Source organism: Rugamonas sp. GW822-FHT03B10 (genome assembly GCF_058801745.1).
In genome coordinates, this window is sequence record NZ_JBXANP010000014.1 from 18,385 (window position 1) to 44,301 (window position 25,917).

The 25,917-nt window shown below is 60.9% G+C and carries 20 protein-coding genes and 1 pseudogene; 10 read left to right on the forward strand and 11 right to left on the reverse strand.

All coding sequences use genetic code 11. The features are described from left to right. The first annotated feature begins 415 nt into the window (after positions 1 to 415). On the forward strand, positions 416 to 727 hold the full coding sequence (locus AC1RQG_RS20120; protein WP_493133943.1) for a DUF1800 family protein: 312 nt from the start codon (positions 416 to 418) through the stop codon (positions 725 to 727). 10 nt (positions 728 to 737) lie between these two features. Continuing rightward, positions 738 to 1,199, forward strand: a pseudogene (locus AC1RQG_RS20125) (DUF1501 domain-containing protein); the annotation flags it as partial. Positions 1,200 to 1,346: 147 nt separating this feature from the next. Here the strand turns inward: AC1RQG_RS20125 and mnmE are convergent. From mnmE to rpmH, 5 genes are all read right to left on the reverse strand, one after another. Beyond that, positions 1,347 to 2,726, reverse strand: a complete 1,380-nt coding sequence (gene mnmE, locus AC1RQG_RS20130) for a tRNA uridine-5-carboxymethylaminomethyl(34) synthesis GTPase MnmE (protein ID WP_493133945.1) — start codon at positions 2,724 to 2,726, stop codon at positions 1,347 to 1,349. 72 nt (positions 2,727 to 2,798) lie between these two features. Next, positions 2,799 to 4,493, reverse strand: coding sequence for a membrane protein insertase YidC (gene yidC / locus AC1RQG_RS20135; protein WP_493133947.1), 1,695 nt, complete (start codon positions 4,491 to 4,493; stop codon positions 2,799 to 2,801). Positions 4,494 to 4,504: 11 nt separating this feature from the next. After that, the gene (gene yidD, locus AC1RQG_RS20140) at positions 4,505 to 4,771 is read right to left on the reverse strand and encodes a membrane protein insertion efficiency factor YidD (protein ID WP_493133948.1); all 267 of its coding nucleotides are present in this window, start codon (positions 4,769 to 4,771) and stop codon (positions 4,505 to 4,507) included. Then, positions 4,768 to 5,139, reverse strand: a complete 372-nt coding sequence (gene rnpA / locus AC1RQG_RS20145) for a ribonuclease P protein component (RefSeq protein ID WP_493133950.1) — start codon at positions 5,137 to 5,139, stop codon at positions 4,768 to 4,770. The genes yidD and rnpA overlap by 4 nt, the downstream gene beginning before the upstream one ends. Before the next feature lie 126 nt (positions 5,140 to 5,265). Further along, on the reverse strand, positions 5,266 to 5,400 hold the full coding sequence (gene rpmH, locus AC1RQG_RS20150; RefSeq protein ID WP_010401996.1) for a 50S ribosomal protein L34: 135 nt from the start codon (positions 5,398 to 5,400) through the stop codon (positions 5,266 to 5,268). Between the two features lie 434 nt (positions 5,401 to 5,834). Between rpmH and dnaA the strand changes: the two genes are divergently transcribed. The 4 genes from dnaA (at position 5,835) to AC1RQG_RS20170 (ending at position 15,003) form a co-directional block, all read left to right on the forward strand. Then, positions 5,835 to 7,232 (forward strand): chromosomal replication initiator protein DnaA, encoded by a 1,398-nt coding sequence (gene dnaA / locus AC1RQG_RS20155; protein WP_182151885.1) that lies wholly within the window; start codon positions 5,835 to 5,837, stop codon positions 7,230 to 7,232. Positions 7,233 to 7,359: 127 nt separating this feature from the next. After that, positions 7,360 to 8,466, forward strand: a complete 1,107-nt coding sequence (dnaN, locus tag AC1RQG_RS20160; protein WP_493133952.1) for a DNA polymerase III subunit beta — start codon at positions 7,360 to 7,362, stop codon at positions 8,464 to 8,466. A 56-nt stretch (positions 8,467 to 8,522) separates the two neighbouring features. Next, positions 8,523 to 11,021: a DNA topoisomerase (ATP-hydrolyzing) subunit B gene (gyrB, locus tag AC1RQG_RS20165; protein WP_493133954.1), complete on the forward strand. Its 2,499-nt coding sequence runs from the start codon at positions 8,523 to 8,525 to the stop codon at positions 11,019 to 11,021. Between the two features lie 124 nt (positions 11,022 to 11,145). Further along, positions 11,146 to 15,003, forward strand: a complete 3,858-nt coding sequence (locus AC1RQG_RS20170) for a DUF3427 domain-containing protein (RefSeq protein WP_493133956.1) — start codon at positions 11,146 to 11,148, stop codon at positions 15,001 to 15,003. A 99-nt stretch (positions 15,004 to 15,102) separates the two neighbouring features. Here AC1RQG_RS20170 and AC1RQG_RS20175 read toward each other — a convergent pair whose 3' ends face one another. From AC1RQG_RS20175 to AC1RQG_RS20190, 4 genes are read right to left on the reverse strand one after another with little or no spacing between them, the layout of a single operon-like run. After that, a complete protein-coding gene (locus AC1RQG_RS20175) occupies positions 15,103 to 16,080 on the reverse strand; it encodes a hypothetical protein (protein ID WP_493133957.1) in 978 nt (325 codons plus the stop codon). Positions 16,081 to 16,102: 22 nt separating this feature from the next. Continuing rightward, on the reverse strand, positions 16,103 to 16,429 hold the full coding sequence (locus AC1RQG_RS20180) for a ubiquitination-like system serine protease family protein (RefSeq protein WP_493133958.1): 327 nt from the start codon (positions 16,427 to 16,429) through the stop codon (positions 16,103 to 16,105). After that, the gene (locus AC1RQG_RS20185) at positions 16,430 to 17,833 is read right to left on the reverse strand and encodes a ThiF family adenylyltransferase (protein WP_493133959.1); all 1,404 of its coding nucleotides are present in this window, start codon (positions 17,831 to 17,833) and stop codon (positions 16,430 to 16,432) included. Then, entirely contained in the window at positions 17,830 to 18,531 is a 702-nt protein-coding gene (locus AC1RQG_RS20190; RefSeq protein WP_493133961.1) for a multiubiquitin domain-containing protein, read from the reverse strand. The genes AC1RQG_RS20185 and AC1RQG_RS20190 overlap by 4 nt, the downstream gene beginning before the upstream one ends. A 316-nt stretch (positions 18,532 to 18,847) precedes the next feature. Here AC1RQG_RS20190 and AC1RQG_RS20195 point away from each other — a divergent pair, with 316 nt between their 5' ends. Continuing rightward, on the forward strand, positions 18,848 to 19,906 hold the full coding sequence (locus tag AC1RQG_RS20195) for a helix-turn-helix domain-containing protein (protein WP_493133962.1): 1,059 nt from the start codon (positions 18,848 to 18,850) through the stop codon (positions 19,904 to 19,906). Positions 19,907 to 19,908: 2 nt separating this feature from the next. Beyond that, the gene (locus tag AC1RQG_RS20200) at positions 19,909 to 20,394 is read left to right on the forward strand and encodes a PIN domain-containing protein (RefSeq protein WP_493133964.1); all 486 of its coding nucleotides are present in this window, start codon (positions 19,909 to 19,911) and stop codon (positions 20,392 to 20,394) included. Positions 20,395 to 20,504: 110 nt separating this feature from the next. On the opposite strand, the gene AC1RQG_RS20205 is transcribed toward AC1RQG_RS20200, so the two are convergent. Further along, positions 20,505 to 20,918 carry a very short patch repair endonuclease gene (locus tag AC1RQG_RS20205; protein ID WP_493133965.1) on the reverse strand — a complete coding sequence of 138 codons (414 nt, stop codon included), beginning with the start codon at positions 20,916 to 20,918 and terminating at the stop codon, positions 20,505 to 20,507. Between the two features lie 332 nt (positions 20,919 to 21,250). On the opposite strand from AC1RQG_RS20205, the gene AC1RQG_RS20210 reads away from it, so the two are divergent. Beyond that, positions 21,251 to 22,447, forward strand: coding sequence for a DNA cytosine methyltransferase (locus AC1RQG_RS20210; RefSeq protein WP_493133966.1), 1,197 nt, complete (start codon positions 21,251 to 21,253; stop codon positions 22,445 to 22,447). Between the two features lie 13 nt (positions 22,448 to 22,460). Here AC1RQG_RS20210 and AC1RQG_RS20215 read toward each other — a convergent pair whose 3' ends face one another. Further along, positions 22,461 to 23,201, reverse strand: a complete 741-nt coding sequence (locus AC1RQG_RS20215; RefSeq protein ID WP_493133968.1) for a GIY-YIG nuclease family protein — start codon at positions 23,199 to 23,201, stop codon at positions 22,461 to 22,463. Between the two features lie 386 nt (positions 23,202 to 23,587). On the opposite strand from AC1RQG_RS20215, the gene AC1RQG_RS20220 reads away from it, so the two are divergent. Then, a complete protein-coding gene (locus tag AC1RQG_RS20220) occupies positions 23,588 to 25,906 on the forward strand; it encodes a putative bifunctional diguanylate cyclase/phosphodiesterase (RefSeq protein ID WP_493133970.1) in 2,319 nt (772 codons plus the stop codon). The last annotated feature ends 11 nt before the right edge of the window (positions 25,907 to 25,917 follow it).

The window sequence follows — 25,917 nt, forward strand, 5'->3', positions numbered from 1 at the left end:
TCTGGCAGGCGGGGGCGCCCGCCTGCCAGGACAGGAACGGCACACCCTGCAAGCGGCGCAGTGGTAGTTGCGCATTTGCAAGAGCTACCTCAGAGTTATACAGAGCCAGCTCAACCGATTGATTGACGCAGATCAAATTCACACCAGACCAACCGTGCAAGTAACAAAGCAGCCACTTTTGCCCCCTCGGGACGTTACAAATCGTTGCATCACAGCACAACAACAACACGCGGTAGAGTGTGCGCATGAGGAAAATCTGCCTTTGCCTGTTGATGCTGACCGGCTGCGCCGCCGTGCCCCCGGTCCCGGTCAGCGTCGCGGCCAACGTCGCGGACGATGGCCGCGCGCTCAACCGCCTGACCTGGGGGCTGAACGACGCCGACATGCGCGCCGTGCGCGCCCATGGCCTGGCCGCATGGACCCGCTGTATGGCAAGCAGACGCCCGACGGCTATCCGCTCACGGCCTCCGCGTGGGACAGCCCCGGCCAGCTCAACGTGCGTTTCGAGATCGCGCGCGCCATCGGCACCGGCAACGCGGGTCTGTTCAAGACGGAAGGACCGCAACCGCAGGAGCGGCCGGCCTTCCCCCAACTGGCCAACGCGCTGTACTACCAGTCGATCGAAAGCCGCCTTGCCGCCGGCTCGCGGCACGCGCTGGAGCAAGCCACCTCGCCGCAGGAGTGGAACAGCTTCCTGCTGTCCGCGCCCGAGATGATGTATCGCTGAAGGAGCCGCCATGGACCGCCGCACCGCCCTGCGCCAACTCGCCGCCCTGCCGCTGGCCGCCGCCGGCACGCGACTGTGGGCCAGCCCCAACGCGGACGCGCGCCTGCTGTTCGTGTTCCTGCGCGGCGGCTACGACGCCACCAGTTTGCTGGTGCCCGTGGCCAGCCAGTTCTATTACGAATCGCGCCCCAACATCGCCATCGCCCGCCCCGGCGCCGAACTCAACACGGCGCTGCCGCTCGATGCCAACTGGGGCCTGCACCCGGCTCTGCGCGACAGCATCTATCCGCTGTTCCAGGCCGGCCAGGCCGCGTTCATTCCGTTCGCCGGCATCGACGACCTCTCGCGCAGCCACTTCGAAACCCAGGACAGCATCGAAATGGGCCAGCCGCTGACGGGCAGGCGCGACTACCGCTCGGGTTTCCTGAACCGGCTGGCGGACGTGCTGCAGGGCGCCCAATTGTCGCAGGTGTTCAGCGGCGTCGCGCCGCGCGATCTATCGCTTGTTTGAGTCCATGCTCGCGTCGTTCCCGCGCAGGCGGGAACCCATAGACCGCATGACGGGAGGCGCGGCATGGATTCCCGCCTGCGCGGGAATGACGAATGATCGGTTCACCCGCTACTTGCCGATACAGAACCGGCTGAAGATCACCCCCAGCAAATCATCCGACGAGAACGCGCCCGTGATGCTCGACAGCTGCGCCTGCGCCAGCCGCAATTCCTCCGCGAACAGGTCCAGCGACTGGTCGTCCTGCGCCGCGTGCTCGCCGGCGCGGGCCAGGTGGGCGCCCGCGTTCTTGAGCGCGATCAGGTGCCGCTCGCGCGCCAGATAGAGCGATTCGCCCGTCTGCTGCCAGCCGGCGATGCGCAGCAGTTCCGCCCGCAGCAGGTCGATGCCCGTGTGCTCGTGGGCCGACAGGTAGACGTGGGTGGCGTCGTCGCGCGCGTCGACGCCGGGCTTGTGGCCGGACAGGTCGATCTTGTTCCACACCCGCAGCACCGGCACGCCGGACGGGAACGCGGCCACGATGGCCTCATCGGCGCGCGACGGGCCATGGTCGGCGTCCAGCAGGTGCAGGATCACGTCGGCCTTGCCCACTTCCGCCCACGTGCGCTCGATGCCGATGCGCTCCACCAGGTCCACCGCCTCCTCCGTGCTGCGGATGCCGGCCGTGTCGATGATGTTGAGCGGGATGCCTTCGATCTGGATGGTTTCGCTGACCTTGTCGCGCGTGGTGCCGGCGATCGGCGTGACGATCGCCACCTCCGATCCGGCCAGCGCGTTCAGCAGCGACGACTTGCCCACGTTGGGCTGCCCCGCCAGCACCACGTTGAGCCCTTCTCGCAGCAGCGCGCCCTGCGCCGCCTGGCGGAACACCTGGTCGAGCGCCTCCACGATGCCGGCCAGCTGGCCGCGCGCGTCGGATTTTTCGAGGAAGTCGATCTCCTCCTCGGGAAAATCGAGGGTGGCCTCTACCAGCATGCGCAAGCCCGTCACCCGGTCCACCAGCGCGTTCACGGTCCTGGAGAAGGCGCCCGACAGCGACTGCGAGGCCGACTTGGCGGCCGCCTCGGTGGAGGCGTCGATCAGGTCGGCCACGGCCTCGGCCTGGGCCAGGTCCAGCTTGTCGTTGAGGTAGGCGCGGCGCGTGAACTCGCCGGGTTCGGCCAGCCGCAAACCCATGGACTCGCCCGCCGCCAGCACGCGCGCCAGCAGCAGTTGCAGCACCACGGGGCCGCCGTGGCCCTGCAGTTCCAGCACGTCCTCGCCCGTGTACGAGTGCGGGCCCTTGAACCAGATCGCGATGCCCTGGTCGATGATGGCGCCGTCGGCCTGCGTGAACGGGATGTAGGTGGCGTGGCGCGGCTGCAGTCTGGTGGCGCCGAACAGCGCGGCGATCAGCGGCTGCAGGTTCTTGCCGGAGGCGCGCACGACGCCGATGCCGCCCCGGCCCGGTGCGGTGGCGATGGCGGCGATGGGGGAGGAGTCGAGGTTCATGGGGTGAGATTTTAGTCTATTCAAAATGAAAAAAGCCCGCGCTCGGCGCGGGCTCTTTGCTGCGGCTGCCGCTTACTTGGCGGCGGCGGGCGCGAACTTCTTGGAGATCACGTACTGCTGGCCGATCGACAGCACGTTGTTCACCACCCAGTACAGCACCAGGCCGGACGGGAAGAAGAAGAACATGACCGAGAACGCCAGCGGCATGAACATCATCATCTTGGCCTGCATCGGATCGGCCGGCTGCGGGTTCAGTCGGGTGGTGATGAACATCGAGATCGCGTACAGCACCGGCAGGATGTAGAACGGGTCCGGCGCGGCCAGGTTGTGGATCCAGCCGATCCATGGCGCGCCGCGGATTTCCACCGACGCCTGCAGCACCCAGTACAGCGCGATAAACACCGGCATCTGCACCAGGATCGGCAGGCAGCCGCCCAGCGGGTTGATCTTCTCGGCCTTGTACAGTTCCATGGTGGCCTGGTTCATCTTGGCCGGGTCGCCCTTGTAGCGCTCGCGGATCGCCTGCATCTTCGGCGTGACCAGCTTGACCTTGGCCATGCTGCGGTAGCCGGCGGCCGACAGCGGGAAGAACGCCAGCTTGATCAGGATGGTGAACACGATGATGGTCCAGCCCCAGTTGCCCAGCACCTTGTGCAGCTGCTGCATGACCCAGAAGATGGGCTTGGCGATGATGGTCAGCCAGCCATAGTCCTTGACCAGCTCCAGGCCGGGCGTCACCTTGTCGAGCAGCTTCGATTCCTGCGGGCCCGAGTACAGCTTGGCGTCGTTCGAGACGGTGGCGCCGGGCGCCAGCGTGCCCAGCGGCTGCACGGTGCCGATCGCGTACAGGTTGGTGTCGACCTTCTTGGTGAAGATGTCGCGCGTCAGCTTGTCCTGCGGGACGAAGGCCGACACGAAGAAGTGCTGCGAGATGGCGATCCAGCCGTTGTCGGCCTTGGTCGGATGATCCTGCGCCATCGGCTTGCCGGTCTTGACCGCTTCCTGGGCCTCTTTCTCCAGCGCGTCGAATTTCAGCTTCTTGTACTTGTCGGCGTCGGTGTACATGGTCGGGCCGGTGTAGCTGCTGTTGAAGTAGGAGTCGCCGGCCGGCTTGTTGCCGTCGTGGACCAGTTGCAGGTACAACTCGGGCTTGACGGGCGCCGTGCCCACGTTGGTGACGTCGTGGCGCACATCGATCACGTAGTCGCCGCGCTTGAAGGTGAAGGTCTTGGTCAGCTTGACGCCGCCCTGCTCCGCCTCCAGCACCAGTTGCACCTGGTTGGCGTCGTTCAGCATGCGCGCGCCGGGGCGTGCCGTGAAGCCGGTGGTGTGGTTGGGCAGGCCGGCCGCGCCGATCAGGCCCGTCTCGGCCAGATAGGTGTGGGTGGCGTCGGTGTCGAACAGCACCTGGTTTTTGGTCGGGTCGACGCCGTCCTTGTACTTCAACAATTCCAGGCGCTTGATGGTGCCGCCCAGGGTGTCGATGTCGGCGCGGATCACATCGGTGGTGATGGTGATGCGCTCGCTCTTGAACGGCGCGGCTTCACCGGCGGCGCCGGGCGCGCCCGGCGTGGCGGCGGCGGCCGAAGCTGCGGCACTGGCCACGGCTGGCAGTTCGGATTTCTTCGCGTCCGTGGCCTTGGCCACCTGGGCTGGCGCCGGAGCGAACATGGATGGCTTGCCATTGGAGACCATCCAGTTGTTCCAGAGAACTACCAGCGACACGGCAAACACGATCCACAGGATGGTACGTTTATTGATATCCATTACGGTATTTGTCAGGAGTGGTTGCAACCGCAAGCGGTCGTTGAGGAGTCATCCGGTGCCTCGCCCTTGGGCGGCACCGGGTCGTGGCCGCCCGCATGCCACGGGTGGCAGCGGCACAGGCGCTTGACGGTGAGCAGGCTGCCGCGCGCGGCGCCATGCACTTGCAGTGCCTCCAGCGCGTAGTTCGAACAGCTTGGGTAAAAACGGCAGCGCGGCCCCAGCATGGGGCTGATGGTGAGCTGATAGGCCCGGACCAGCCAGCGCAGCAAGGTGCTCATGGCGCACCCGGTTCCACGCTGGGTGGCACAGGCAGCGGCGCCGGCGCCGGTGTGGATGCGGTCCGGCCCTGGCCCTGTTTGGCCTGCGACGCGAACAGACGCGCCAATTCCACCCGCAAGGCCGCTTTGAGCTTTGCAGTGGTGGCGGGACCATCCTTGCTGTTGACCGGCTTGGCCAGGCGCACGACGCAGTCGATGGCCGGCAAGCCGGTCACGCGGAACAGTTCGCGCGTGACGCGCTTGATCGTGTTGCGCGTGACGGCGCGCGGCGCGAATCGCTTGGCCACCACGACGCCCAGCCGCGCATGCGGCAATTGGTTCAGGCGGGTGTACAGCACGAAGTGCGCCGTCTTTTGCGCCGGGCGCAAACGAAAAACGGATGAAAATTCATCCGTTTTAACGATACGCCGAACGCGCGCGAAGTCGTGTGAACCTTCGCCTGTCGAGCCGCTTGAAATACAGCTTTCCACGCGATCAGCTAACAAGCTTCAGGCTTAGACAGCCAGACGCTTGCGGCCTTTTGCGCGGCGTGCGTTGAGCACATCACGGCCACCACGGGTAGCCATACGAGCGCGGAAGCCGTGCGTACGCTTGCGGCGAACGACGGAAGGTTGGTAAGTACGTTTCATGTTGGTCTCGCTAAAAAGCAAAAAAAATGCAAAATCGGGTCTGACGTCCCGTCAGTTTTTGGTGCCAATGACATTTCGCGCACCTATGCCAACTGCCACGGCACAAGCTGGGTCCATCTCATCGCCCGCTGATATCCACGCTTACTCCATATTGTCGTTCAAGTGAATAAACACGGAATACGGGCGGGGAACCCTGAATTATCAACATTTCGATCCCGCGTGTCAACACTTCTCTGGCCCGCGACGGCGCCGGCCGCCGCGCCGCAGCACGAACGCATCGTTAAAATAAGCGTCGTGCCTGTGGATAACTTTGGCCGGCGAGAGTAGAATAGCGCGTTACGTGTGGCGAGCCCTGGCGTAAACGGCCCTGGTCCGGATGCGGCACCGGGGCAGTTTCGAGACGCCCTCCCACACCTTTTCACAGTAGACGATTCATGGAAAATTTCTGGCAGACCTGTTCCGCGCAGTTGGAACTGGAGCTGACGCCGCAACAATTCAGTGCGTGGATAAAACCGCTTATCCCCCTCGATTACGAGGCGGGCAAGCTGCGCGTGGCCGCGCCCAATCGTTTCAAGCTCGATTGGGTCAAGACCCAGTTCGCCAGCCGCATCACGGCGCTGGCCTGCCAGTACTGGGAAGCGCCGACGGAGGTGCAGTTCGTGCTCGATCCGCGCCTGTCCGCGCCCAAGAAGGCGGCCACGGTGGCGCCGGTGCCGGACGCCAACGGCGGCGTCCCCAGCGGCAACGCCCGCATGGCCGACCCCGTGCCCAGCGTGCCCGAGCTGCCGGCCAGCGCCGCGCCACGGCGCGAGCAAAGCCGCATCAACACCGACCTGACCTTCGACAGCTTCGTGACCGGTAAGGCCAACCAGCTGGCGCGCGCGGCCGCGATCCAGGTGGCCAACAACCCGGGCGTGTCGTACAACCCGCTGTTCTTCTACGGCGGCGTGGGCCTCGGTAAGACCCACTTGATCCACGCGATCGGCAACCAGGTGATGGCCGACCAGCCGGGCGCCAAGATCCGCTACATCCACGCCGAGCAGTACGTGCGCGACGTGGTGACGGCCTACCAGCGCAAGGGCTTCGACGACTTCAAGCACTACTACCATTCGCTCGACATGCTGCTGATCGACGATATCCAGTTCTTCGGCGGCAAGAGCCGCACGCAGGAGGAATTCTTCTACGCGTTCGAGGCGCTGATCGCGGCGAAAAAGCAGATCATCATCACCAGCGACACCTATCCGAAAGAGATCACGGGCATGGACGACCGCCTGATCTCGCGCTTCGACTCGGGCCTGACGGTGGCCATCGAACCGCCGGAGCTGGAGATGCGGGTCGCGATTCTGCTCAAGAAGGCCAAGCAGGAAGGGGTGACGTTCTCGGACGACGTGGCCTTCTTCGTGGCCAAGCACCTGCGCTCGAACGTGCGCGAACTGGAAGGCGCGCTGCGCAAGATCCTGGCGTACTCGCGCTTCCACGGCAAGGACATCACGATCGACATCGTCAAGGAAGCGCTGAAGGATCTGCTGTCGGTGCAGAACCGCCAGATCTCGGTGGAGAACATCCAGAAGACGGTGGCCGACTTCTTCAACATCAAGGTGGCCGACATGTACTCCAAGCGCCGGCCGGCCAACATCGCGCGGCCGCGCCAGATCGCCATGTACCTGGCCAAGGAGCTGACGCAAAAGAGCCTGCCCGAGATCGGCGAGCTGTTCGGCGGGCGCGACCACACCACGGTGCTGCACGCGGTGCGCAAGATCGCGCTCGACCGCACCAAGAACCCGGAATGCAACCACGAATTGCACGTGCTGGAGCAGACGTTGAAGGGCTAAGAAATTGGGGAGCGCTCCCGATTTTTCCGTCCCGGCGTTTTGCATTATGATTCTGGCAAACCAGCAAACCGCCCAACAGGCGGAATTGTTAAAGTTGTATCGTTAAATTTTACTTTCGAGGATAAATATGCAATTGGTCAAAACCACCCGAGATACGCTTCTCCGGCCACTGCAGATCGTGAGCGGTATTGTCGAGCGTCGGCACACCATGCCGATTCTGGCCAATATCCTCATCCGCAAAGAAGGCGAAAGCGTGTCGTTCCTGTCGACCGACACGGAAGTGCAGATCACCACCCACGCCGACATCGGTTCGGGCGCCGAGGTGACGGGCACCACGGTGGCGGCGCGCAAGCTGCTCGACATCCTGCGCGCGCTGCCCGAATCGGGCGACGTGACCATGACGCTGGTGAACAAGCGCCTGACGGTACAAACCGGCAAATCGCGCTTCGCGCTGCAAACGCTGGCCGCCGAGGAATTCCCCACCGTGCAGCAGGCCGACAGCTACAACGCCACCGTCACGCTGCCGCAAAAGACGCTCAAGCACCTGTTCAACATGGTGCACTTCTCGATGGCCCAGCAGGACATCCGCTACTACCTGAACGGCCTGCTGCTGGTTTTGGACGGCAACAACGTGATCGCCGTGGCCACCGACGGCCACCGCCTGGCGTTCTGCCAGGTGGAGACCGAGCAGCGCTTCGAGCGCCAGGAAGTGATCATCCCGCGCAAGACCATCATCGAACTGCAGCGCCTGCTCGAAGAGAGCGACGACGCGGTGCAGCTCGACATCGCGGCCAACCAGGTCAAGCTGACCTTCGCCGACATCGAGCTGATCTCCAAGCTGGTGGAGGGCAAGTTCCCCGACTACACGCGCGTGATCCCCAAGGGCTACCACAACGAGTTCACGATCGGCCGCGATGAGCTGCTGCGCTCGCTGCAGCGGGCCGCCATCATGACCAGCGACAAATTCAAGGGCGTGCGCTGCATCATCACGCCCGGCAGCATGAAGATCAGCTCCACCAACGCCGACCAGGAAGAGGCGGTGGAAGAACTGGAAATCGACTACGGCGGCGACAGCGTGGACATCGGCTTCAACGTCACCTACCTGCTCGACGTGCTCAACAACCTGAAGTGCGACTACGTCAACATCGCGCTGGGCGACTCCAACTCGTCGGCCCTGATCTCGATCCCGGACAACGCCGACTTCAAGTACGTCGTCATGCCGATGCGGATCTAAGCGGCGCCGCGGTTCAACCAGTCATTCCAGCAATTCGTTATTTGAGAAAGCAGTCCATGTCCGATAGCACCCAAGAGAACCCAGTTCCGGTCAAGACCGAAGAATACGGCGCCGCCTCCATCCAGATCCTGGAAGGTCTGGAGGCGGTGCGCAAACGTCCCGGCATGTACATCGGCGACACTTCGGACGGCACCGGCCTGCACCACCTGGTGTTCGAAGTGCTGGACAACTCGATCGACGAATCGCTGGCAGGCCACTGCACCGAGATCCACGTCACCATCCACTCGGACAACTCGATCTCCATCACCGACAACGGCCGCGGCGTGCCGACCGGCCTGAAGATGGACGACAAGCACGACCCGAAACGCAGCGCGGCCGAGATCGTGATGACCGAGCTGCACGCCGGCGGCAAGTTCGACCAGAACTCGTACAAGGTGTCGGGCGGCCTGCACGGCGTGGGTGTATCGTGCGTGAACGCGCTGTCCAAGTGCCTCAAGCTGACCATCCGCCGCGACGGCAAGATCCACTTCATGGAGTTCGCGCGCGGCGTGCCGCAGAACCGCGAACTGGACAACGTGGACGGCATCGCCGTCTCGCCCATCAAGGTGATCGGCGAGACCGACAAGCGCGGCACCGACGTCCACTTCTGGGCCGACGAGGAGATCTTCACCCACGTCGAATTCCACTACGAGATCCTGGCCAAGCGCATCCGCGAACTGTCGTTCCTCAATAACGGCGTCAACATCAAGCTGACCGACCAGCGCACCGGCAAGGAAGAGATCTTCGCGTTCGAAGGCGGCACCCGCGGCTTCGTCGAATACATCAACAAAGCCAAGACCGTGCTGCACCCGACCGTGTTCCAGGCCACCGGCGAGCGCGTGTCCGACCAGGGCACCAACATCACGGTCGACGTCTCCATGCAGTGGAACGACGCCTACAACGAACAGGTGCTGTGCTTCACCAACAACATCCCGCAGCGCGACGGCGGCACCCACCTGACCGGCCTGCGCGCGGCCATGACGCGCGTGATCAACAAATACATCGACGAGCAGGAATTCGCCAAGAAGGCCAAGGTGGAGATCTCCGGCGACGACATGCGCGAAGGCCTGACCTGCGTGCTGTCGGTGAAAGTACCTGAGCCGAAATTCTCGTCGCAGACCAAGGACAAGCTGGTGTCGTCCGAAGTGCGCGGCCCGGTCGAAGAGATCGTGGCCAAGACGCTGGCCGACTACCTGATGGAAAAGCCGAACGACGCCAAGATCATCTGCGGCAAGATCGTGGAAGCGGCGCGCGCGCGCGAAGCGGCCCGCAAGGCGCGCGACCTGACCCGCCGCAAAGGCGTGATGGACGGCCTGGGCCTGTCGGCCAAGCTGGCCGACTGCCAGGAAAAAGACCCGGCCCTGTGCGAACTGTACGTGGTCGAGGGTGACTCCGCAGGCGGCTCGGCCAAGCAAGGCCGCGACCGCAAGTTCCAGGCCATCCTGCCGCTGCGCGGTAAGGTGCTGAACGTGGAAAAGGCCCGCTTTGAGAAGATGCTGTCGTCCGAGCAGATCACCACGCTGATCGCCACGCTGGGCACCTCGATCGGACCGGACGAATTCAACGTCGAAAAACTGCGCTACCACCGCATCATCATCATGACCGATGCGGACGTCGACGGCGCCCACATCCGCACCCTGCTGCTGACGCTGTTCTACCGCCAGATGCCGGAACTGGTGGAACGGGGCCACATCTACATCGCCCAGCCGCCGCTGTACAAGGTCAAGGCCGGCCGCGACGAGCGCTACCTGAAGGACGACCTGGAGGAAGCGAGCTACATGATGAGCGTGGCCCTCAACACGGCCGTGCTGACCCCGCGCGAAGGCGCCGACCCGATCACCGGCGAACCGCTGGCCGAGCTGGTGCGCAAGTTCAACCTGGCCAACGCCATCATGACGCGCCTGACGCGCGTGATCGACCGCGCCGCGCTGAGCGCCATCATGACCGGCGTGACGCTGGACCTGAGCTCGCTGGAAGCGGCCGAAGGGTCGGCCCGCGCGCTGACCGACGGCATCGGCGACCTGGGCGTGAAAGTGACGGTACGCTCGGACGAACTGTCGGAGAAGCACATGCTGTGGATCGAGCGCATGCACCACGGCAACGTGAAGGTCAGCGCAATCGACGCCGACTTCGTGCAGGGCGCCGACTACGCCGTGCTGGCCAACGCCGCCAGCACCTTCTCCGGCCTGATCGGCGAAGGCGCCGTCGTGCGCCGCGGCGAAGGCGAGCGCACCAAGGAATCGGCCGTGACGGACTTCCACCACGCCATGCAGTGGCTGCGCGACGAGGCGGAACGCGTCGTGTCCAAGCAGCGCTACAAAGGTCTGGGCGAGATGAATCCGGAACAGCTGTGGGAAACCACCATGGACCCGACCGTGCGCCGCTTGCTCAAGGTGCAGATCGAGGACGCCATCGCGGCCGATCAGATCTTCACCACGCTGATGGGCGATGATGTGGAACCGCGCCGGGCGTTTATTGAGACGAATGCGCTGCGGGCGGGCAACATCGACGTGTAAATCGTCGCCAGCGCATATCGCATGAGGAAGCCAACCGTTCGCGGTTGGCTTTTTTGCTTTTTGGACATACTATGCAAAAGGCATATTTAAAAATGCAATAACAACGATCCCCATTTGCGCAGACATGACCACGACGCTAGCCTATTACAACCAAAATGCGGCGCGATTCTACGCCAACACCGTTGATGTCGATATGTCTGTCCTGCATGACCGCTTCCTTTCTAGGGTATGCCCCGGCGGCACAATTTTAGACGCGGGTTGCGGCTCGGGTAGGGATGCGAAAGCATTTCTCGCAAAGGGATACCGTGTTTCGGCGTTCGACGGGTCGGCGGAGCTGGCACTTCTGGCATCGGAGCACATTGGCATCGATGTCGCCGTCCGAAGCTTTTCGGAATTAAACGAGCAATCCTGCTACGACGGCATATGGGCATGTGCGAGCCTGCTACATCTGCCGCAGGATGACATACCAGCCGCCTTGGCTCGACTTTGGGATGCGCTCAAGCCGGGTGGCACATTCTATTTGAGCTTCAAGCTGGGTGTCGGTGAACGTGTCCAAGATGGCCGCCATTTCACTGACGTAAACGAAGACCAACTTCATGGCTGGTTAAGCGCGCTTCCTGATTTCGAAAACGCAGAATATTGGGTGTCGGCGGATGCGCGGCCCGGTCGAAGCGAGCAATGGCTGAACGCGATCGTCTTCCGCGATAGGATCAAGAATAGTCGCTTAGTCACTGGCGGCAACGATCCGTTCTTACCGCATATCAGCACGGCGATCAATCGCGCTTCAGATATAGAAATGGCGGTGGCGTTCGTGAAAACGACTGGCTTGCGCTTGCTGCTCCCCGATCTCCAAAGCGCATTGAAAGGCGACAAAGACCAAAAGCTGGCGCCAGCACGGGTGCGCTTCCTCACCAGCGATTATCTCGACGTCACCGACCCTGAAGCCTTACGCCTGCTCATGCTGCTCCAAGAACAAGGGGCCCAGGTCAAGGTGTATGAATCGGCCGGTACCAGCTTCCACTTGAAAGCCTACCTGTTCACCCGCTTCGCTGGGGCCAATGGATCAAGCGGCACCGCGTTTATAGGCTCCAGCAATATCAGCAGACAAGCACTGCAAAACGGCCTGGAGTGGAATTATCGTATCGACTATCCAGGCGATAATGGCTTTCTCGAAGCCCGCTCTCGTTTCGAGGAACTTTTTTCCCATCCACGCAGCATTCCACTGACGGATTCCTGGATAGCGCAATACGAGTCCCGCCGAGTCCCCTTGCCGCGCGCTGTCGCCCCCGGCAGCCAAGAACAAGAGCCTCCACCAGTACCGACTGAAATTCAAACCAGCGCTCTGTCCGCGCTCTCGGAAACGCGGGACGAGGGTTTTGGTCGTGGCTTGGTCGTGCTGGCGACCGGCCTCGGTAAGACTTGGCTAGCCGCTTTCGACGCAGAACAATTTGGCGCTCGGCGTGTTCTGTTCGTCGCCCATCGCGAAGAGATTTTGAATCAAGCCGCCGCAACGTTCCTGAGAATCCGACCACGCGCGCGGGTGGGTTACTACATCGGGCAGAACCGCGATACGGAAGTGGACATCCTCTGCGCATCCGTTCAGACCCTCAGCAAGAACGCCCATTTAGAACGATTCCCGGCTGACCATTTCGACTATATCGTCATCGACGAATTCCATCATGCCTCCGCCGCGACATATCGGCGCCTTTTGGCGTATTTCTCGCCACGCTTCTTGCTTGGGCTGACGGCCACACCAGATCGGTCGGACCAATCCGACATTCTTTCCCTCTGTGATGACAACCTTGTATTTAATCGCGGTCTGTTCGAGGGCATAAACGCGCAACTACTGGTTCCGTTCCACTACTTCGGGATCTTCGACGAATCAGTCAACTACAGCGAAATACCTTGGCGTAGCGGGCGATTCGACCAGGAACACTTATCTAACAAGCTGGCGACACTGAGCCGCGCAAAGCACGCGCTAACGCAATGGAAACAGCACAAGCAAGAACGAACGCTCGCATTTTGCGTGTCGATCGCCCACGCGGTGTTCATGGCCGGGCAGTTTTCCAAGGCTGGTGTCGCTTGCGCGGCAGTCTATGCCGGCTCGCCACTCAGCCGTGCTGACGCATTGGAGCAATTACGCGACGGCCGTCTCGCTGTCATCTTCTCTGTCGACCTTTTCAACGAAGGCGTCGACCTGCCTGAAATCGACACGGTGATGATGCTGCGCCCGACAGAATCCAAGATCCTGTTCCTTCAGCAACTAGGACGCGGCCTGCGCAAGAGCGACGGCAAGGATAAATTGGTCGTACTGGATTTCATCGGCAACCACAAAAGCTTCCTGCACAAGCCACAGGCGCTATTTGGCGTTGACGCTAGCTACAAGCAATTGGCGAAGTTCGCGCGTGAAATCGAAGCGAAACAACGGCAGCTTCCCGACGGCTGCTTCGTCAACTACGATCTGCAGTTGATTGAATTCCTCAAATCTCTCGATAGCGACGGCATCAAGAACGAATATCTGGCGATGCGGGACACACTCGGCCGGCGCCCAACGCTGGCGGAATTCTATCGGGCTGGCGCCAGCATGCAGGCGATGAGAAACGACTATGGCAGTTGGTTCCAACTGGTGGAAGCCATGGGCGATCTCGCCGCTGGCGAGCAACCGATACTCGCGTCGCATCGGGCATTCCTGCGCGAGGTGGAAACGACATCGATGACGAAAAGCTTCAAGATGGTACTACTCGAAGCGTTTCAAGAGGTGGACGGTTGGGCAAATCCACCGACGACCCGTTCGCTGGCAGCACGCTCATGGGCTGTACTTCAACGACGACGCAAACTACTTGTGGACGTCCCGGCATCGTATAGAGAAAAAGACGACGGCGAGACGGTCACTTGGCATCGCTACTGGCTCGATAATCCAATCAACGCTTGGATCGGCGGCAACCGCAGCGTAAAGGCGGACACCTACTTCGCGCTGGTGAACGAACGATTCCAGCCGACATTCAGTCTAGAACCGCAATTGCAGCAGAATTTTTCCTTGATGCTCCAAGAATTGGTCGATTATCGTCTCGCCGCTTACGAAATCCGTGTCGGTCATGAAGCGTCCACTGACAACGTGCTCCTATTCAAGCGCGACGTAAAAGCGACTGATCGCGTCGAGCTTCCATTCTTCCCGAATCTCAAAATCGCTTGCGGCCATTTCAAAACCGGAACGGCCGACGCCGAGGAGTATCGCGCTCTCGGGTCATCGTATGGACGACTGGACCCAGAACGGCACTTCATCGCGCGCGCTTCGGGCAACTCCATGAACGGTGGAAAACATCCCATTCAGGACGGGGATTATCTGCTCTTGGAGCATATTACGCCGTCTCGCGCTGGCTCAATCACCGGCACGGTGATGGCTATCGAACGGCAGGATGAAACTGGCGAGGGCAACCAGTATCTCTTACGCACGGTCTTGAAAACACCCGACGGTGGATATTTACTACGCGCCAGTAACGCTGATTATGAGGACATGCCTACCACGGAAGACATGCGTACCTTGGCGCGGCTAAAAGGCGTGATTGATCCGCTGGACCTCGCAATAGGCCAATCTTTCAAGCGGGAAGACGTTCCGGCTTTGTTTGGCAAGGAGTTCAATCCCGGCAACTGGAACGTTGGGCACGTTTCGCTTCCCGATAAAAACGCGGTGGTTCTATTCGTGACAATCAACAAGCAAGGAAAGTCTGTTGATCACCGATATGTTGACCATTGGATCGATGAAAAGGCGTTCCACTGGCAGAGCCAGAACTCGACTATGCCAAGCGGCAAGAAAGGCCTTGAAATATTGAATCACGAAGCATCAGGAACAAAAATCCACTTATTTGTGCGGGAAGGAAAGCTGGAAGACGGGAAAGGTGCGCCCTTTGTTTATCATGGGCAGGTTCGTTATGTTAGCCACTCCGGGGCAAAGCCTATGGGCGTCGTTTTCGAACTTGCTTAATCACTCGCCGGTTCGCTCTCAAGAAATTACGTCAACATTTCCGGTAACCCAAGTTAACGCAGCTCGCACGGCCAGATCGTCACCCCCTTTATTTTCCTTCTACTTCTTGGCATCTAATTTCTTGCAAGTTTTAGCCCAAGCAGACACAGGCCGATAAGAACTCTCCCGAAGGCTATATGGCGCATCTCCAAAGGAATGTAGCCGTGATCCGTCTTTATCCAGAAGAAAGAATAACTTGTCCGTACTTTGGATAATGTAGGCCTGCTGCTTAGTGGCGACCGGCCCGTCTTCCAGTAAAATGTCCACGGATCTGTAGTGCCAAAGGAAGTCGTTTCCCGCACAAGCAAATTGCCGCAACTCCGCTTGCGAAAGATCGGCATAAAAATTGAGGGGCAACTTGCCGGTAATTGCAACGTAGAGTTGACCGTATCTCTTAACCCCCTCGGCGTGTGCCTCTTCGATAATAAAGGCCTTCAACAAAAAATGGAGGAACAGCGTCATCGCAATTGCAAAAAGAAACAGTACAAGCGCAAGTGCGCGAATACCAAATCTGTGCCACCGCTTCGAATTTAGATTCACACTCGGGATCCGGGATCCCCATCGCCGTCTAGGGCCAAGCTTCTTCCACGCTTTATTGGACGGATCAGTCAGGCGATCATTAACTCCAATAAGCTTGCGGGCTGTGTTCGCAGCTTTCGCAAGCTTGACCCTTTGCCATCGCCGCCAATGACTTTCACGGCCCCATTTTGCCCGCTCCCATTCGGTTAATATCTCTAAGAAATAGAGGTAAGAGACAGCAACGGCAAGTAGCGCGCCGCTGTAAGCCCAAGGCCGGGTCAGTTTCAAACCCAGCAGGACAGTCTCGTTTACACCAACCGGGAACAGGTTGCTGCCAATCCCGGCAGCCATATTCCAGCCGTCAAGGAAGGAAGTACCAGCGGCAAAGCCGGCGATTCCGATTACAGGTATTGCCAGCGCCATAATCTCAAAGAAGTGACGATGAATGAAACTCCAGCCGGGAAACATCGTCCTTAGGTCCTCGTTATCTGCGCTATTTGTTCCTTCTAGTTCTTTCATCTTTACCATGACTCCTCTTGAATTAATTGGTGCACCAAATTACTTTCCCCCGCTTAACAAAGAAGTGACTTTGGCAGCCATTCGTCCTTCGTACCGATGGATTCAAAGACACAAGGCCTGCGGAATCGACAGACAGACTCCATCGCGGGCGACCGTTCTTTGACATAGGGAGTTGGATAAATGTTCCGCACCCACAAGGACAACACATGCAGGCCTGCCAGAAAACGCCATCAGATCCCACGACGTAGATTGCGTCATTCTTCCGAAGATCTGGAAGTTCTTCACAACGAACAAGTGTGAGCTTCGATGCAATACCCAGCTTGCGTTTAACCCATCGCAGCAGTCGCATTCAAGCTCCTTTCTTAGCCAGCCGTTGCAGGCCAAGTGGCGGCTCAACGTCGCCAAGCGCCACCCAACGCGCAAACGTTGGACAGGGCATCCCTTCAGCAGTGTCACCACTCGCAGGAGGGTCGCTCAGGATTTGGCGGCGGTAGGCATACTCACGGTTAGGGTCGACGCGAAACGGATGCAGCCGCGCCAAAAGTTCGTTCACTGCAAGCGAAGCCGCCTGCATATTGATTGAAATGACCGCAGGCTGATCTACGCGTGCATTCCGAACATAGCCCTCTTTAAGAAGTTTTGCGTGCTGATCAGGATTGCAACGGCGCATGAAGGCAGCATTCAAATCCTCCTGATCATAGACGCCTCGGCTGAGCAGGCTGGAACCACCAGGCTGAATATAATGGACTGCCACGCAGATTTGGTCGATTCCGCCTTTCCCATCGGCGTCGATACGCACGCCAACATCAACCAATGGAATCACGTAAAAGCTGGCTAGCTTGTTCAGCAAATGCCGGCCATCAATGGAATCCATGCAGCCGAATAGCACGTCGCAGCTGGCCAGGTGCTGGACTACCTCGCTGTTCTCAAGATCTGCATGCAATGGTGTTACGACCGTGCCAAGGCCTATGTTCGCGATCACTCGGCTCAGAACTTCGACCTTGCTGCGATCTGCAACAGCATCGGCCATTGTGCTATTGAGAATCCTGTTCAGATTCTTGTCTTCCACGCTGTCTGGATCGACAAGTACGAGCTCGCCCACGCAGTTCCGCACTAGTTGTTCAACGACAATACTCCCGGTGCCAGAGCAGCCTACGACGCCTATCCGCAGACCACGTAGCTTGTTATAGGTATCATCGCCGAAGGTTTGCCACACGCGGCGCGCATACTCGGGCGCCGCACCCTCCCCGTCAACCCGACGCCAGAAGGAGATGTCATCGCCCGCGACGCGAATGTCGCTCAATGGCGGACCGAGACGGTCCGGCCAGACAGTGCGGCCGAACATCTCGCCACTCGGCAGCATAATTGCGCTCACCTGCGGTTCATCACTGTCAAGCCAGCCAAGTACGCTGTCAAAGAACGCTCGGTCCGATTCATCATCTGCCAGCGAGAAGGCTTCATAGCCATTGGGATGGCTATGTATTTTCACGACACGCAACGTCCGATTCATAGCCTCGGTTAGGGCGGGAACCACGGCCTCCGGTGTCCAGGCTACCCTATCGACCGCCCGGATACGGCAAGCATCGTACGGGACAGGATAAATCGACTGCACGAGGAACGAAGTCCGGGCCGAACCGGCCGCCACCGCGCAAAGCGCAATGACGACCGCCTCCTTGCCGTCGCCAGGGAACAGATGGCGCCGGATTTCCTGATGCATTGCGCCGGACAAGGCCAACGTATGGCGCGTGCTCATTTGCGCAGCTCCGCCGCCAGCCAGTCGTCAACCAAGGCCATATGGGTGCCCAAGCCATCAACTCCCATGCGCCAAGCGCTGGCACCTGTGCGATGGCGGGACCAGCGTTGCCAGTCCTTGCCGTCAAAAGACTCGTTAGATAGCGCCCCAATCTGGCGACCATCAAGACGCGCCAATTGTGGATGAAAGTAGGCCATGTCGATTTGCGTATCCGGATAGCCGGCAGGCAGTTGCACGTTCACGCTCACGGCGGAAATGTTGTAGCCAGGCGGTGCAGGCCAACCATGAATTACCACGCGATTTACGTTACAGTCCGCCACTGCCTCCCACTGCAAGCCCAGCGCAGCCAGGTAGGCTTCGTCTTCCGGCATCAGCGCGAAGTGGCGACGGCCTTGCGGCCCTTCCCCCTCCGTTACCTCGTTCGGGATCGTCATGAAGCGCTCAATACCCGGGGCGAGGAAACTGACCGGCTGATCAAGTTCGACCTTGGTAACGTTGGACCCGTTTTTCAACTGGAGGATAAAACGCTCGGCCGGGACCTTCCCCGCGAGCTCCAGGATCTGACGGCCAGTCATTTCCGATACGTCGACCGTAAAATGCTGCTTGTCGACCTTGATTTGATACTTTTTCCCCGCCGGTACCGGCTTGCCGGCTTTGCCGTGGGATTCGATGTCTACAACTTCTTCATTGCTGTTCATTCTGAACTCCATAGGTAATAGTTCCCCGTCGCAGGCCGAAATCCGGCGCTGCGGTTTAGAAAATCACGTAGGAGGCTTGACAGAGCGAGTGCGGCAAGACAGACTCTTAGGCGACCAAACCTGAAGTCGGCGTCATGCCGGGTTCACTAGAGGCAAGCTTCCATGCTTGCCTCTTTTTATTTTTGCTTCAACATATGTACTCCTTTCTCGGCGAGCGACTAATGGTTGTTACTGCGCAGTTAGCTTGACGTACACAAGTTTACAAACTAAGATTAAACTAGTCAATGTGTAAACCAAAAAATTTTCAGGGGCAATCATGATCGGAAACCGGTTGAAGCGCGCCCGCGAGTCAAAGGGCCTGTCGCTTCGGCAGCTGGCAGCGGCAATACAAGGTAAAGTTTCGGCGCAGGCGATCGGCAAGTATGAGCGTGACGAGATGATGCCCGGTTCGGAAACCTTGCTGGCGATTGCCGATGCACTCGAGATCTCGCCGGAATATCTGCTAAGCCAGCAGGAAATTCAACTGACTGGAGTCGACTTCCGTAAGGAGCCTCAAGCAGGCGCCAAAGAGGAACGCGCCGTCGAAGCCGCAGTGTTGGATCAGATGGAGCGCTTTCTCGTACTCGAAGATCTCATGCCGGACTCAGGCGAAAAATGGCAGGTTCTCACAGACTCCGACTTGCACATCCAACAGATCGAAGATGGCGAGCGGGCTGCCGATGCGCTCCGACGGCATTGGAAGCTGGGCGTGGCTCCGATCCCGTCCATGGCGGAACTACTTGAAGAACGTGGAATCAAAGTCATATCGTTGGATTTACCTGAGCATGTATCTGGATCAAAGGCACATATTAACCGTACCGGCAAGGCGGAAGTCCCGGTTGTAGTCGTTAACAAGTTGCATAACGGTGAACGGCAGCGTTTTACCATGGCGCATGAACTGGCCCACCTGGTACTCAGCATGGGCGACATCGACGAGGAAAAGGTTGCCAACAGGTTTGCCGGCGCCTTTCTTGTGCCGACGGAACTGCTCGTACAGTTAGTAGGCAGCCATCGCACAGGAATTGCTCTTGGCGAGCTTGCCGAACTGAAGAAGGTGTTCAAAGTCAGCATCGCTTCATTGGTAGTGCGCTGTGCTCAGGCTGGGATCATCAACAAGGCCACCTATAGCCGCCTATTCGAGCAAATCAAGGCGCTTGGCTGGAATGGGCAAGGCTCTGCAGAGCCCCATAAACTTGCAGCAGAGCTTCCGCAGCGAATGGAGCGATTGTGCTTCCGTGCGGTAGCAGAAGGGGCAATTTCGGAGTCCCGAGCCGCCGAGTTGTTGAGGATTAGTGTCCGCGAGCTTGATCTGCGATTGATGGGAGCAGAGGGGTAACCTTGATTGTCCTGGTATCTGATACGTCGGTGCTGGTCGACCTGGAGCGCGCAGCACTACTAGAGCAATCGTTCTCCTGCGGTTTGACCATGGTCGTCCCTGATTTGCTCTATCGGCGCGAGCTGGCCGACTATAACGGCTCCTACTTGCGCGCACTAGGACTGCAAGTTGCGCAGTTGACGCCGACAGAACTGAAACTTGTGCAATCAATTAGCGGTGCGCAACCTAAGCTGTCTTTGCCGGACTGCTTTGCGTTAGTTTGCGCCACACGAAGAGGGCACGCCCTGCTTTCCGGCGACCGAGCACTACGCGGCGAAGCTGGGCGGCATGGCGTTGACACTTTCGGGCTGCTCTGGTTGCTGGACCAAATGGAGCTAAAAGGTGTTCCCAAAACGGACCTTGTAGCAGGACTCAGCCAACTGCTGATGCACCCGCGATGCCGTTTGCCACGAGAAGACGCGCAAACGCGAATCACGCGCTGGTCATAATTCAAGAACAATTCCACGGACTTATGGAAGGTGCGGGGTGCGAGCTTTTTCATGTCGGCCTGGAACAAAACAAAATCCGAGGGCTTCGTTTTCGAACTTATTCAATAACCCTACGGCTCGCTCTCAAGAAACTGCGTCATCACTTCCAGCAACCCAGGCTGACGCAGCTCGCACTCCCAAATCGTCAGCACCTCCCACCCCGCCGCCCGTAGCGCGGCCAGGTTCTTATCGTCCCGCGCCTTATTGGCCATCAACTTGGTCGTCCAGAACTCGACCCGCGACTTCGGGATGCGGGCCAATTCGCAGCCCTCATGCATGTGCCAAAAGCAACCATGGACAAAAATCACCTTCTTACGCGCGGGGAATACGAGATCTGGCGTGCCGGGCAGCTTCCGGACATGCAGACGGTAACGGTATCCCGCCTTGTGCAGCATGCGCCGGACGATCATCTCCGGCCCGGTATCCTTGGCCCGGATGCGCGACATGATGTCGCTGCGCAGCGCAGGTGTGACAGAGTCGACCACTACTCCCCCTCGCGACGGCCAAGCCCTCTAGCACAGCTTGGACATCAAGTTCTGATGCCGATCAACGATCGGTCATTCAATATCTTAGGGGAGAATGCGCAATGTAAAGACCGGAATTTGCGCCGGCCCCGGCGCGCGATTGAATACTGTACAAATACACAGTACAATATCCCTCAACTGATCCACATTCACCGTCACGCTTGCTTTATACTGCTCGGTTTGCTCCTGTTCGCACGCCGCCACAGGTGGGTTCCCGGCCATTTGCCCGACCATCAATCGGCTGCGGCTGCGGAGCTCGGAACGCCCGTATCGTAGAACCACAGACAATCAACATGCCGCTCCAATCAATCGAACTTTTTGCAGGTGCCGGAGGCTTGGCACTCGGCTTTTCGGGGCACGGCGTGGCCCATCGGGCGGTGGTCGAGTGGAATCCCCATGCGTGCCAGACCATCCGCAACAACAAGCAGAACAACGTCGCCCCGATCTCGCACTGGCCCGATGTGACGGAAGGGGATGTGCGCCAGTTCAGCTACGATCCCTACCAGGGCATCGACCTGATCACCGGCGGGCCGCCTTGCCAGCCATTTTCGATGGGCGGCAAACATGGCGGTTTCCTCGACGTGCGCGACATGTTCCCGCAAGCCATACGCGCGGTGCGCGAAACGCAACCGCGCGCCTTCGTCTTCGAGAACGTCCAGGGCCTGAAGCGCGAGGCGTTTTCCGACTACCTCAATTACATACTGCTGCAACTTGAATTCCCATCCGCCTTGCCCCGCAAGGGCGAGGAATGGATGCGCCATCTGGCACGGCTGCGCAAGCACAAGGACGGCGGCGCGGCCAGCGAGTATCGCGTTGAGTGGCGCCTCGTCAACGCGGCCAATTTCGGCGTGCCGCAAAAGCGGATGCGGATTTTCATCGTGGGCTTCCGCGCGGATGTGGACACCCAGTTCACCTTCCCCGGTCACTCCCACAGCCAGGAGAGCTTGCTGATTTCGCAGTGGGGCACTGGCGAGTATTGGGAGCGTCATCGCGTGTCGAAACGCGAGCGGCCGGCGAAGCCCGAGGGCATCGACAAGAAATTGCAGGGCATGCTGGACCTCGATCCCGCGCGTAGACTGCTACCCTGGCGGACGGTGCGGGACGTGATCTCGGACTTGCCCGATCCGGAGAATCCGCGCGGCCGGGTCGTGCAGGCGCACAAGTTCCAGCCGGGCGCGCGCAGCTACGCCGGCCACACGGGCAGCCCGCTGGACGAGCCCGCCAAGGCGCTCAAGGCCGGCGACCATGGCGTCCCCGGCGGGGAGAACATGCTGCGGCGGCCGGACGGGTCGGTGCGCTATTTCACGGTGCGGGAGTCGGCGCGGATACAGACCTTCCCGGACGCGTTCATCTTCGAAGGTTCCTGGAGCGAGACCATGCGCCAGCTGGGCAACGCGGTGCCGGTGCAACTCGCGTCCGTGATGGCGGGGAGCGTCTGCGACCATCTGCGCGCCGCGCGGCAAACGGCACTGGAATTGGCCGTCGCGTAGGCCACCCGACCATCTACGGGTTCAGCTCTTCCCCATGCGGATAGTGCTTGTTGGTCTTGTAGAGCACCATGCCATAACTGATGATCGCCGCCCGCCAGCCCTCGCCCAGGAAGGTGACGGCGGCCTGCAGGAGGTCGCGCGCGATCGGGTTGACGCCCGCGACGTTGATTTGCCGCTCCAGCTCCCCGGCCGGCACGTCGTAGCGGAACACATACGGCAGCTGCGCCTTCATCGTGCCGAGCAGCTTGCCAAGCTCCATCGTGGCCGCCTCGTCGGCGGATAGTTGGATCGGATAGTCGTCGATGATGGGATGGCTTTGGTCGAACTTTCCCGGCTTGGTGGTGTCGCGCTCCTTGCCGGGATCCTTGGGTCCAAATCCGGCGCCGTTCCACATGTCCTTGTGCTCCTCCCTGAACATGGCGATGAGCAGATCCTCGTTGGCCGCCGTGCTCATGCTCTTGTCGAGCAACAGGGTCTTGTATCCCAATAGCCGGGTATCGATCCCGCGCCGGCCGCGCAGCTTGGTCAGATGCTGGAACAGTCTGTCCCGCACGTGGTTGGCCTTGCCGACGTACTTGGGAATGCCGTCGTAGTGGATGACGTAGACGCCCTGGTGTGATCCCATCTCCAACTGGTACTTCAATAACTCAGCCAAGGCGCCGTCGTTCAACGCCGACTCGGGAAGCTCCTCAAGCGTGTCCTTCAATTGCTTGGAGACCGTGCGGAGGAAATCGAACACGTAGAGCGAATGCAAAATGGATCCCTGGAAGAATGGAATCCACCCATGCTACAGCAAGGCGAACGGCTTCGGCAAACCAGGCGGCGCCGCTGCGCTGCCGCTCCGGTCGCACGGACAGCTCCCAGGCTCCCCAGTCACTTGCAACATGGCATGAATACTGCTAACCACAACCATGCCAAAAGCAAATTCCATGTGATGTTTTCGTCGTAGGCCCGGCGCCACCAGCGCTGGGCCCAGTCTGGATCCCGCAGGCCTTCGTTGCCACAGCGAAATGCATGTTGCTGGTGCGCGATGTGTCCATTTCGGTGCGCACGGCCTGGGATGGCGCGCGTCGCGCGCGATGTAACGGTCCAGTCCCCCTGCCGCGGACACACGCCTTCAACGATTTTCAGGAACCAGCTTTGGACGATCACCTCACGCATATTCCGCCGGCCCGCGCGGCCATGGACACCGGCACGGCTTTCCCGTCGCAATCCGATTTGTTGGACGATCTCGCCGGACTGGGGCGCTGGGCGATGGATCGCAGCCGCGCCCGCATGCGCTTTTCGGCCGTCGCCCTGCGGTTGCTCAGCCTGGCGCCCGGCAGCGCGCACGACGAGTGGACGACGGGCGTGGTGCCGGAAGACAGCGCACCGCTGGCGGCCGCGCTGAGCGAGATAGCCCACGCCGGCAAGCCGGTGGTGTGCGAGTTCCGCGTCTTCGCGCCGGACCATGGCGTGCGCTGGCTGCGCCTGCAAGCGCTGCCGGCGGCGGACCTGCCCGTGGCCTGCGGCATACTCAAAGACGTCACCACCGCCAAACGCGCGGCCACCCGCGAGCGCTTCAACTTCGCGTTGACCCAATACCTGATCGGCACCGACACCTTCGACGCCGCCGTCGACAAGATCCTGCACCTGGTCTGCGATGAGCTTGGTTGGGAATGGGGCGCGTACTGGGCACTGGAACGGGGCGACACGGTCGACCTCCTGAGCTGCAAGCACGTCTGGCACAAGCCCGACCGCGACTACACGCAGTTCCGCGACGCGACGATGCGTCTGGCCGTCACGCCGGACGAGGGGCTGGTGGGCCAGACCTGGCGCACCAGCGAGGCGCAATGGGTGGACACGACCCTGACCCACGCCGACCGCACGCGCGCGCGCGCCGCCGGCCACTGCGGCCTGCAGTCGGGCTTCTTCTTCCCCGTCACCTATGTGGCCACCGACGGCAAGCTGCACCGGGCCGGCGTGCTGGAATTCTTCAGCGCCGCGCCGCGCCAGCGCGAGGCGCAATTGCCGGGACTGGCCGCATCGATCAGCGCCCTCATCGCGCAGACCGCGCAGCGCATGGTGCAGCAGGAGCGCGTCCGGGTGCTGGCGCAAACGGATGACATGACCGGTCTGGTCAACCGCGCCCATTTCCACACGCTGCTGGAGGCGGCCTGCGCCAGGGGCCGCGAGTTCGGCCTGCTGTACATCGACCTCGACCAGTTCAAGCCCATCAACGACGGCTTCGGCCACGCTGCGGGCAACCAGGTGCTGTGCGAGTTCGCGCAACGCCTGCGGGCGCTGCTGCCCGGCGAGGGCGTGGTGGCGCGGCTGGGCGGCGACGAGTTCGCGTTGCTGGCGCCCGCCGGGCTGACCGGTCCCAGGCTCGACGCGCTGGCCAGCGCCGTGTTGGAGGCGGCGCGCGTGCGCTTCAACTACATGGGGCACGACCTGTCGGTGTCGGCCAGCGTGGGCATCAGCCTGTTCCCGCGCGACGGCGACAACACGGCCCAGCTGCTACACGCGGCCGACGCCGCGATGTACGTCAGCAAGGAGAACGGGCGCAACCTGATCAGCTACTTCAACCGCGACCACGACAGCAAGCAGCGCGCCAAGGCGGCCCAGTTGCTGATGCTGTCGGCGCTGCAGGACGCGCTCGACGGCGACGAGTTCTTCCTCGAATACCAGCCGATCTACGACATCCAGGGTCCGCAGCCGGTGGGGCTGGAAGCGCTGATCCGCTGGCGCAAGGCCGACGGCACCATCGTCCCGCCGGACCAGTTCATCCCGGTGGCCGAGCACAGCCGCCTGATCGTGCTGATCGGGCGCTGGGTCATCGAGCAGGTCTGCCGCGACCTGCCGCGTTTGCGCGCGGCGGGCCACGGCGGCATCCAGGTGCACGTCAACATGGCGGCGCCGGAATTCCTCGACAACGATCTGCCGCGCGAGCTGCTGGCCATCACCGCCGCCGCAGGCGTCGATCCGCGCCAGATCTGCCTGGAGCTGACCGAAACCGTCGTCATGCGGCACATGGACAAAACGCTGCCCATCATGCGCGAGCTGGCGCGGCTGGGGTTCGAGATCAGCCTCGACGATTTCGGCATGGGCTATTCGTCGCTGTCGCTGCTGAAGTCATTGCCCATCAGCTCGCTGAAGATAGACCGGCTGTTCCTGCAGGGCGTGCCACACGACCAGAACGATTGCGCCATCGTGCGCACCATCATCGACCTGGGCCGCAACATGAAGTTGCGCGTGATCGCCGAGGGCGTGGAGCTGGACGCGCATCTGGGTTTCCTGCGCCAGTATGGCTGCGCGCTGATCCAGGGCTACCTGCCCGGCCGGCCGATGGCGATGGCCCAGCTGATCGCGATGCTCGCCGCGCCGGGCGCCGCGCAAAGCACCGCGGCTGCCGCCATCGCGCCGCGCCCGGCCCCGGCGCCAGCGCCGGCGCAGGCCCCGATTCCCGAACTTCACTGAGGAGCATGCAT

What these genes read in the sequence shown, in the direction of transcription:
- AC1RQG_RS20190 (WP_493133961.1), bottom strand. Translation starts at nt 18,531, where the DNA reads ATGAACAGCAATGAAGAAGTTGTAGACATCGAATCCCACGGCAAAGCC.
- AC1RQG_RS20180 (WP_493133958.1), bottom strand. Translation starts at nt 16,429, where the DNA reads ATGCGACTGCTGCGATGGGTTAAACGCAAGCTGGGTATTGCATCGAAG.
- rpmH (WP_010401996.1), bottom strand. Translation starts at nt 5,400, where the DNA reads ATGAAACGTACTTACCAACCTTCCGTCGTTCGCCGCAAGCGTACGCAC.
- AC1RQG_RS20210 (WP_493133966.1), top strand. Translation starts at nt 21,251, where the DNA reads ATGCCGCTCCAATCAATCGAACTTTTTGCAGGTGCCGGAGGCTTGGCA.
- AC1RQG_RS20120 (WP_493133943.1), top strand. Translation starts at nt 416, where the DNA reads ATGGACCCGCTGTATGGCAAGCAGACGCCCGACGGCTATCCGCTCACG.
- AC1RQG_RS20175 (WP_493133957.1), bottom strand. Translation starts at nt 16,080, where the DNA reads ATGAAAGAACTAGAAGGAACAAATAGCGCAGATAACGAGGACCTAAGG.
- yidC (WP_493133947.1), bottom strand. Translation starts at nt 4,493, where the DNA reads ATGGATATCAATAAACGTACCATCCTGTGGATCGTGTTTGCCGTGTCG.
- AC1RQG_RS20195 (WP_493133962.1), top strand. Translation starts at nt 18,848, where the DNA reads ATGATCGGAAACCGGTTGAAGCGCGCCCGCGAGTCAAAGGGCCTGTCG.
- mnmE (WP_493133945.1), bottom strand. Translation starts at nt 2,726, where the DNA reads ATGAACCTCGACTCCTCCCCCATCGCCGCCATCGCCACCGCACCGGGC.
- AC1RQG_RS20170 (WP_493133956.1), top strand. Translation starts at nt 11,146, where the DNA reads ATGACCACGACGCTAGCCTATTACAACCAAAATGCGGCGCGATTCTAC.
- AC1RQG_RS20185 (WP_493133959.1), bottom strand. Translation starts at nt 17,833, where the DNA reads ATGAGCACGCGCCATACGTTGGCCTTGTCCGGCGCAATGCATCAGGAA.
- dnaA (WP_182151885.1), top strand. Translation starts at nt 5,835, where the DNA reads ATGGAAAATTTCTGGCAGACCTGTTCCGCGCAGTTGGAACTGGAGCTG.
- yidD (WP_493133948.1), bottom strand. Translation starts at nt 4,771, where the DNA reads ATGAGCACCTTGCTGCGCTGGCTGGTCCGGGCCTATCAGCTCACCATC.
- gyrB (WP_493133954.1), top strand. Translation starts at nt 8,523, where the DNA reads ATGTCCGATAGCACCCAAGAGAACCCAGTTCCGGTCAAGACCGAAGAA.
- dnaN (WP_493133952.1), top strand. Translation starts at nt 7,360, where the DNA reads ATGCAATTGGTCAAAACCACCCGAGATACGCTTCTCCGGCCACTGCAG.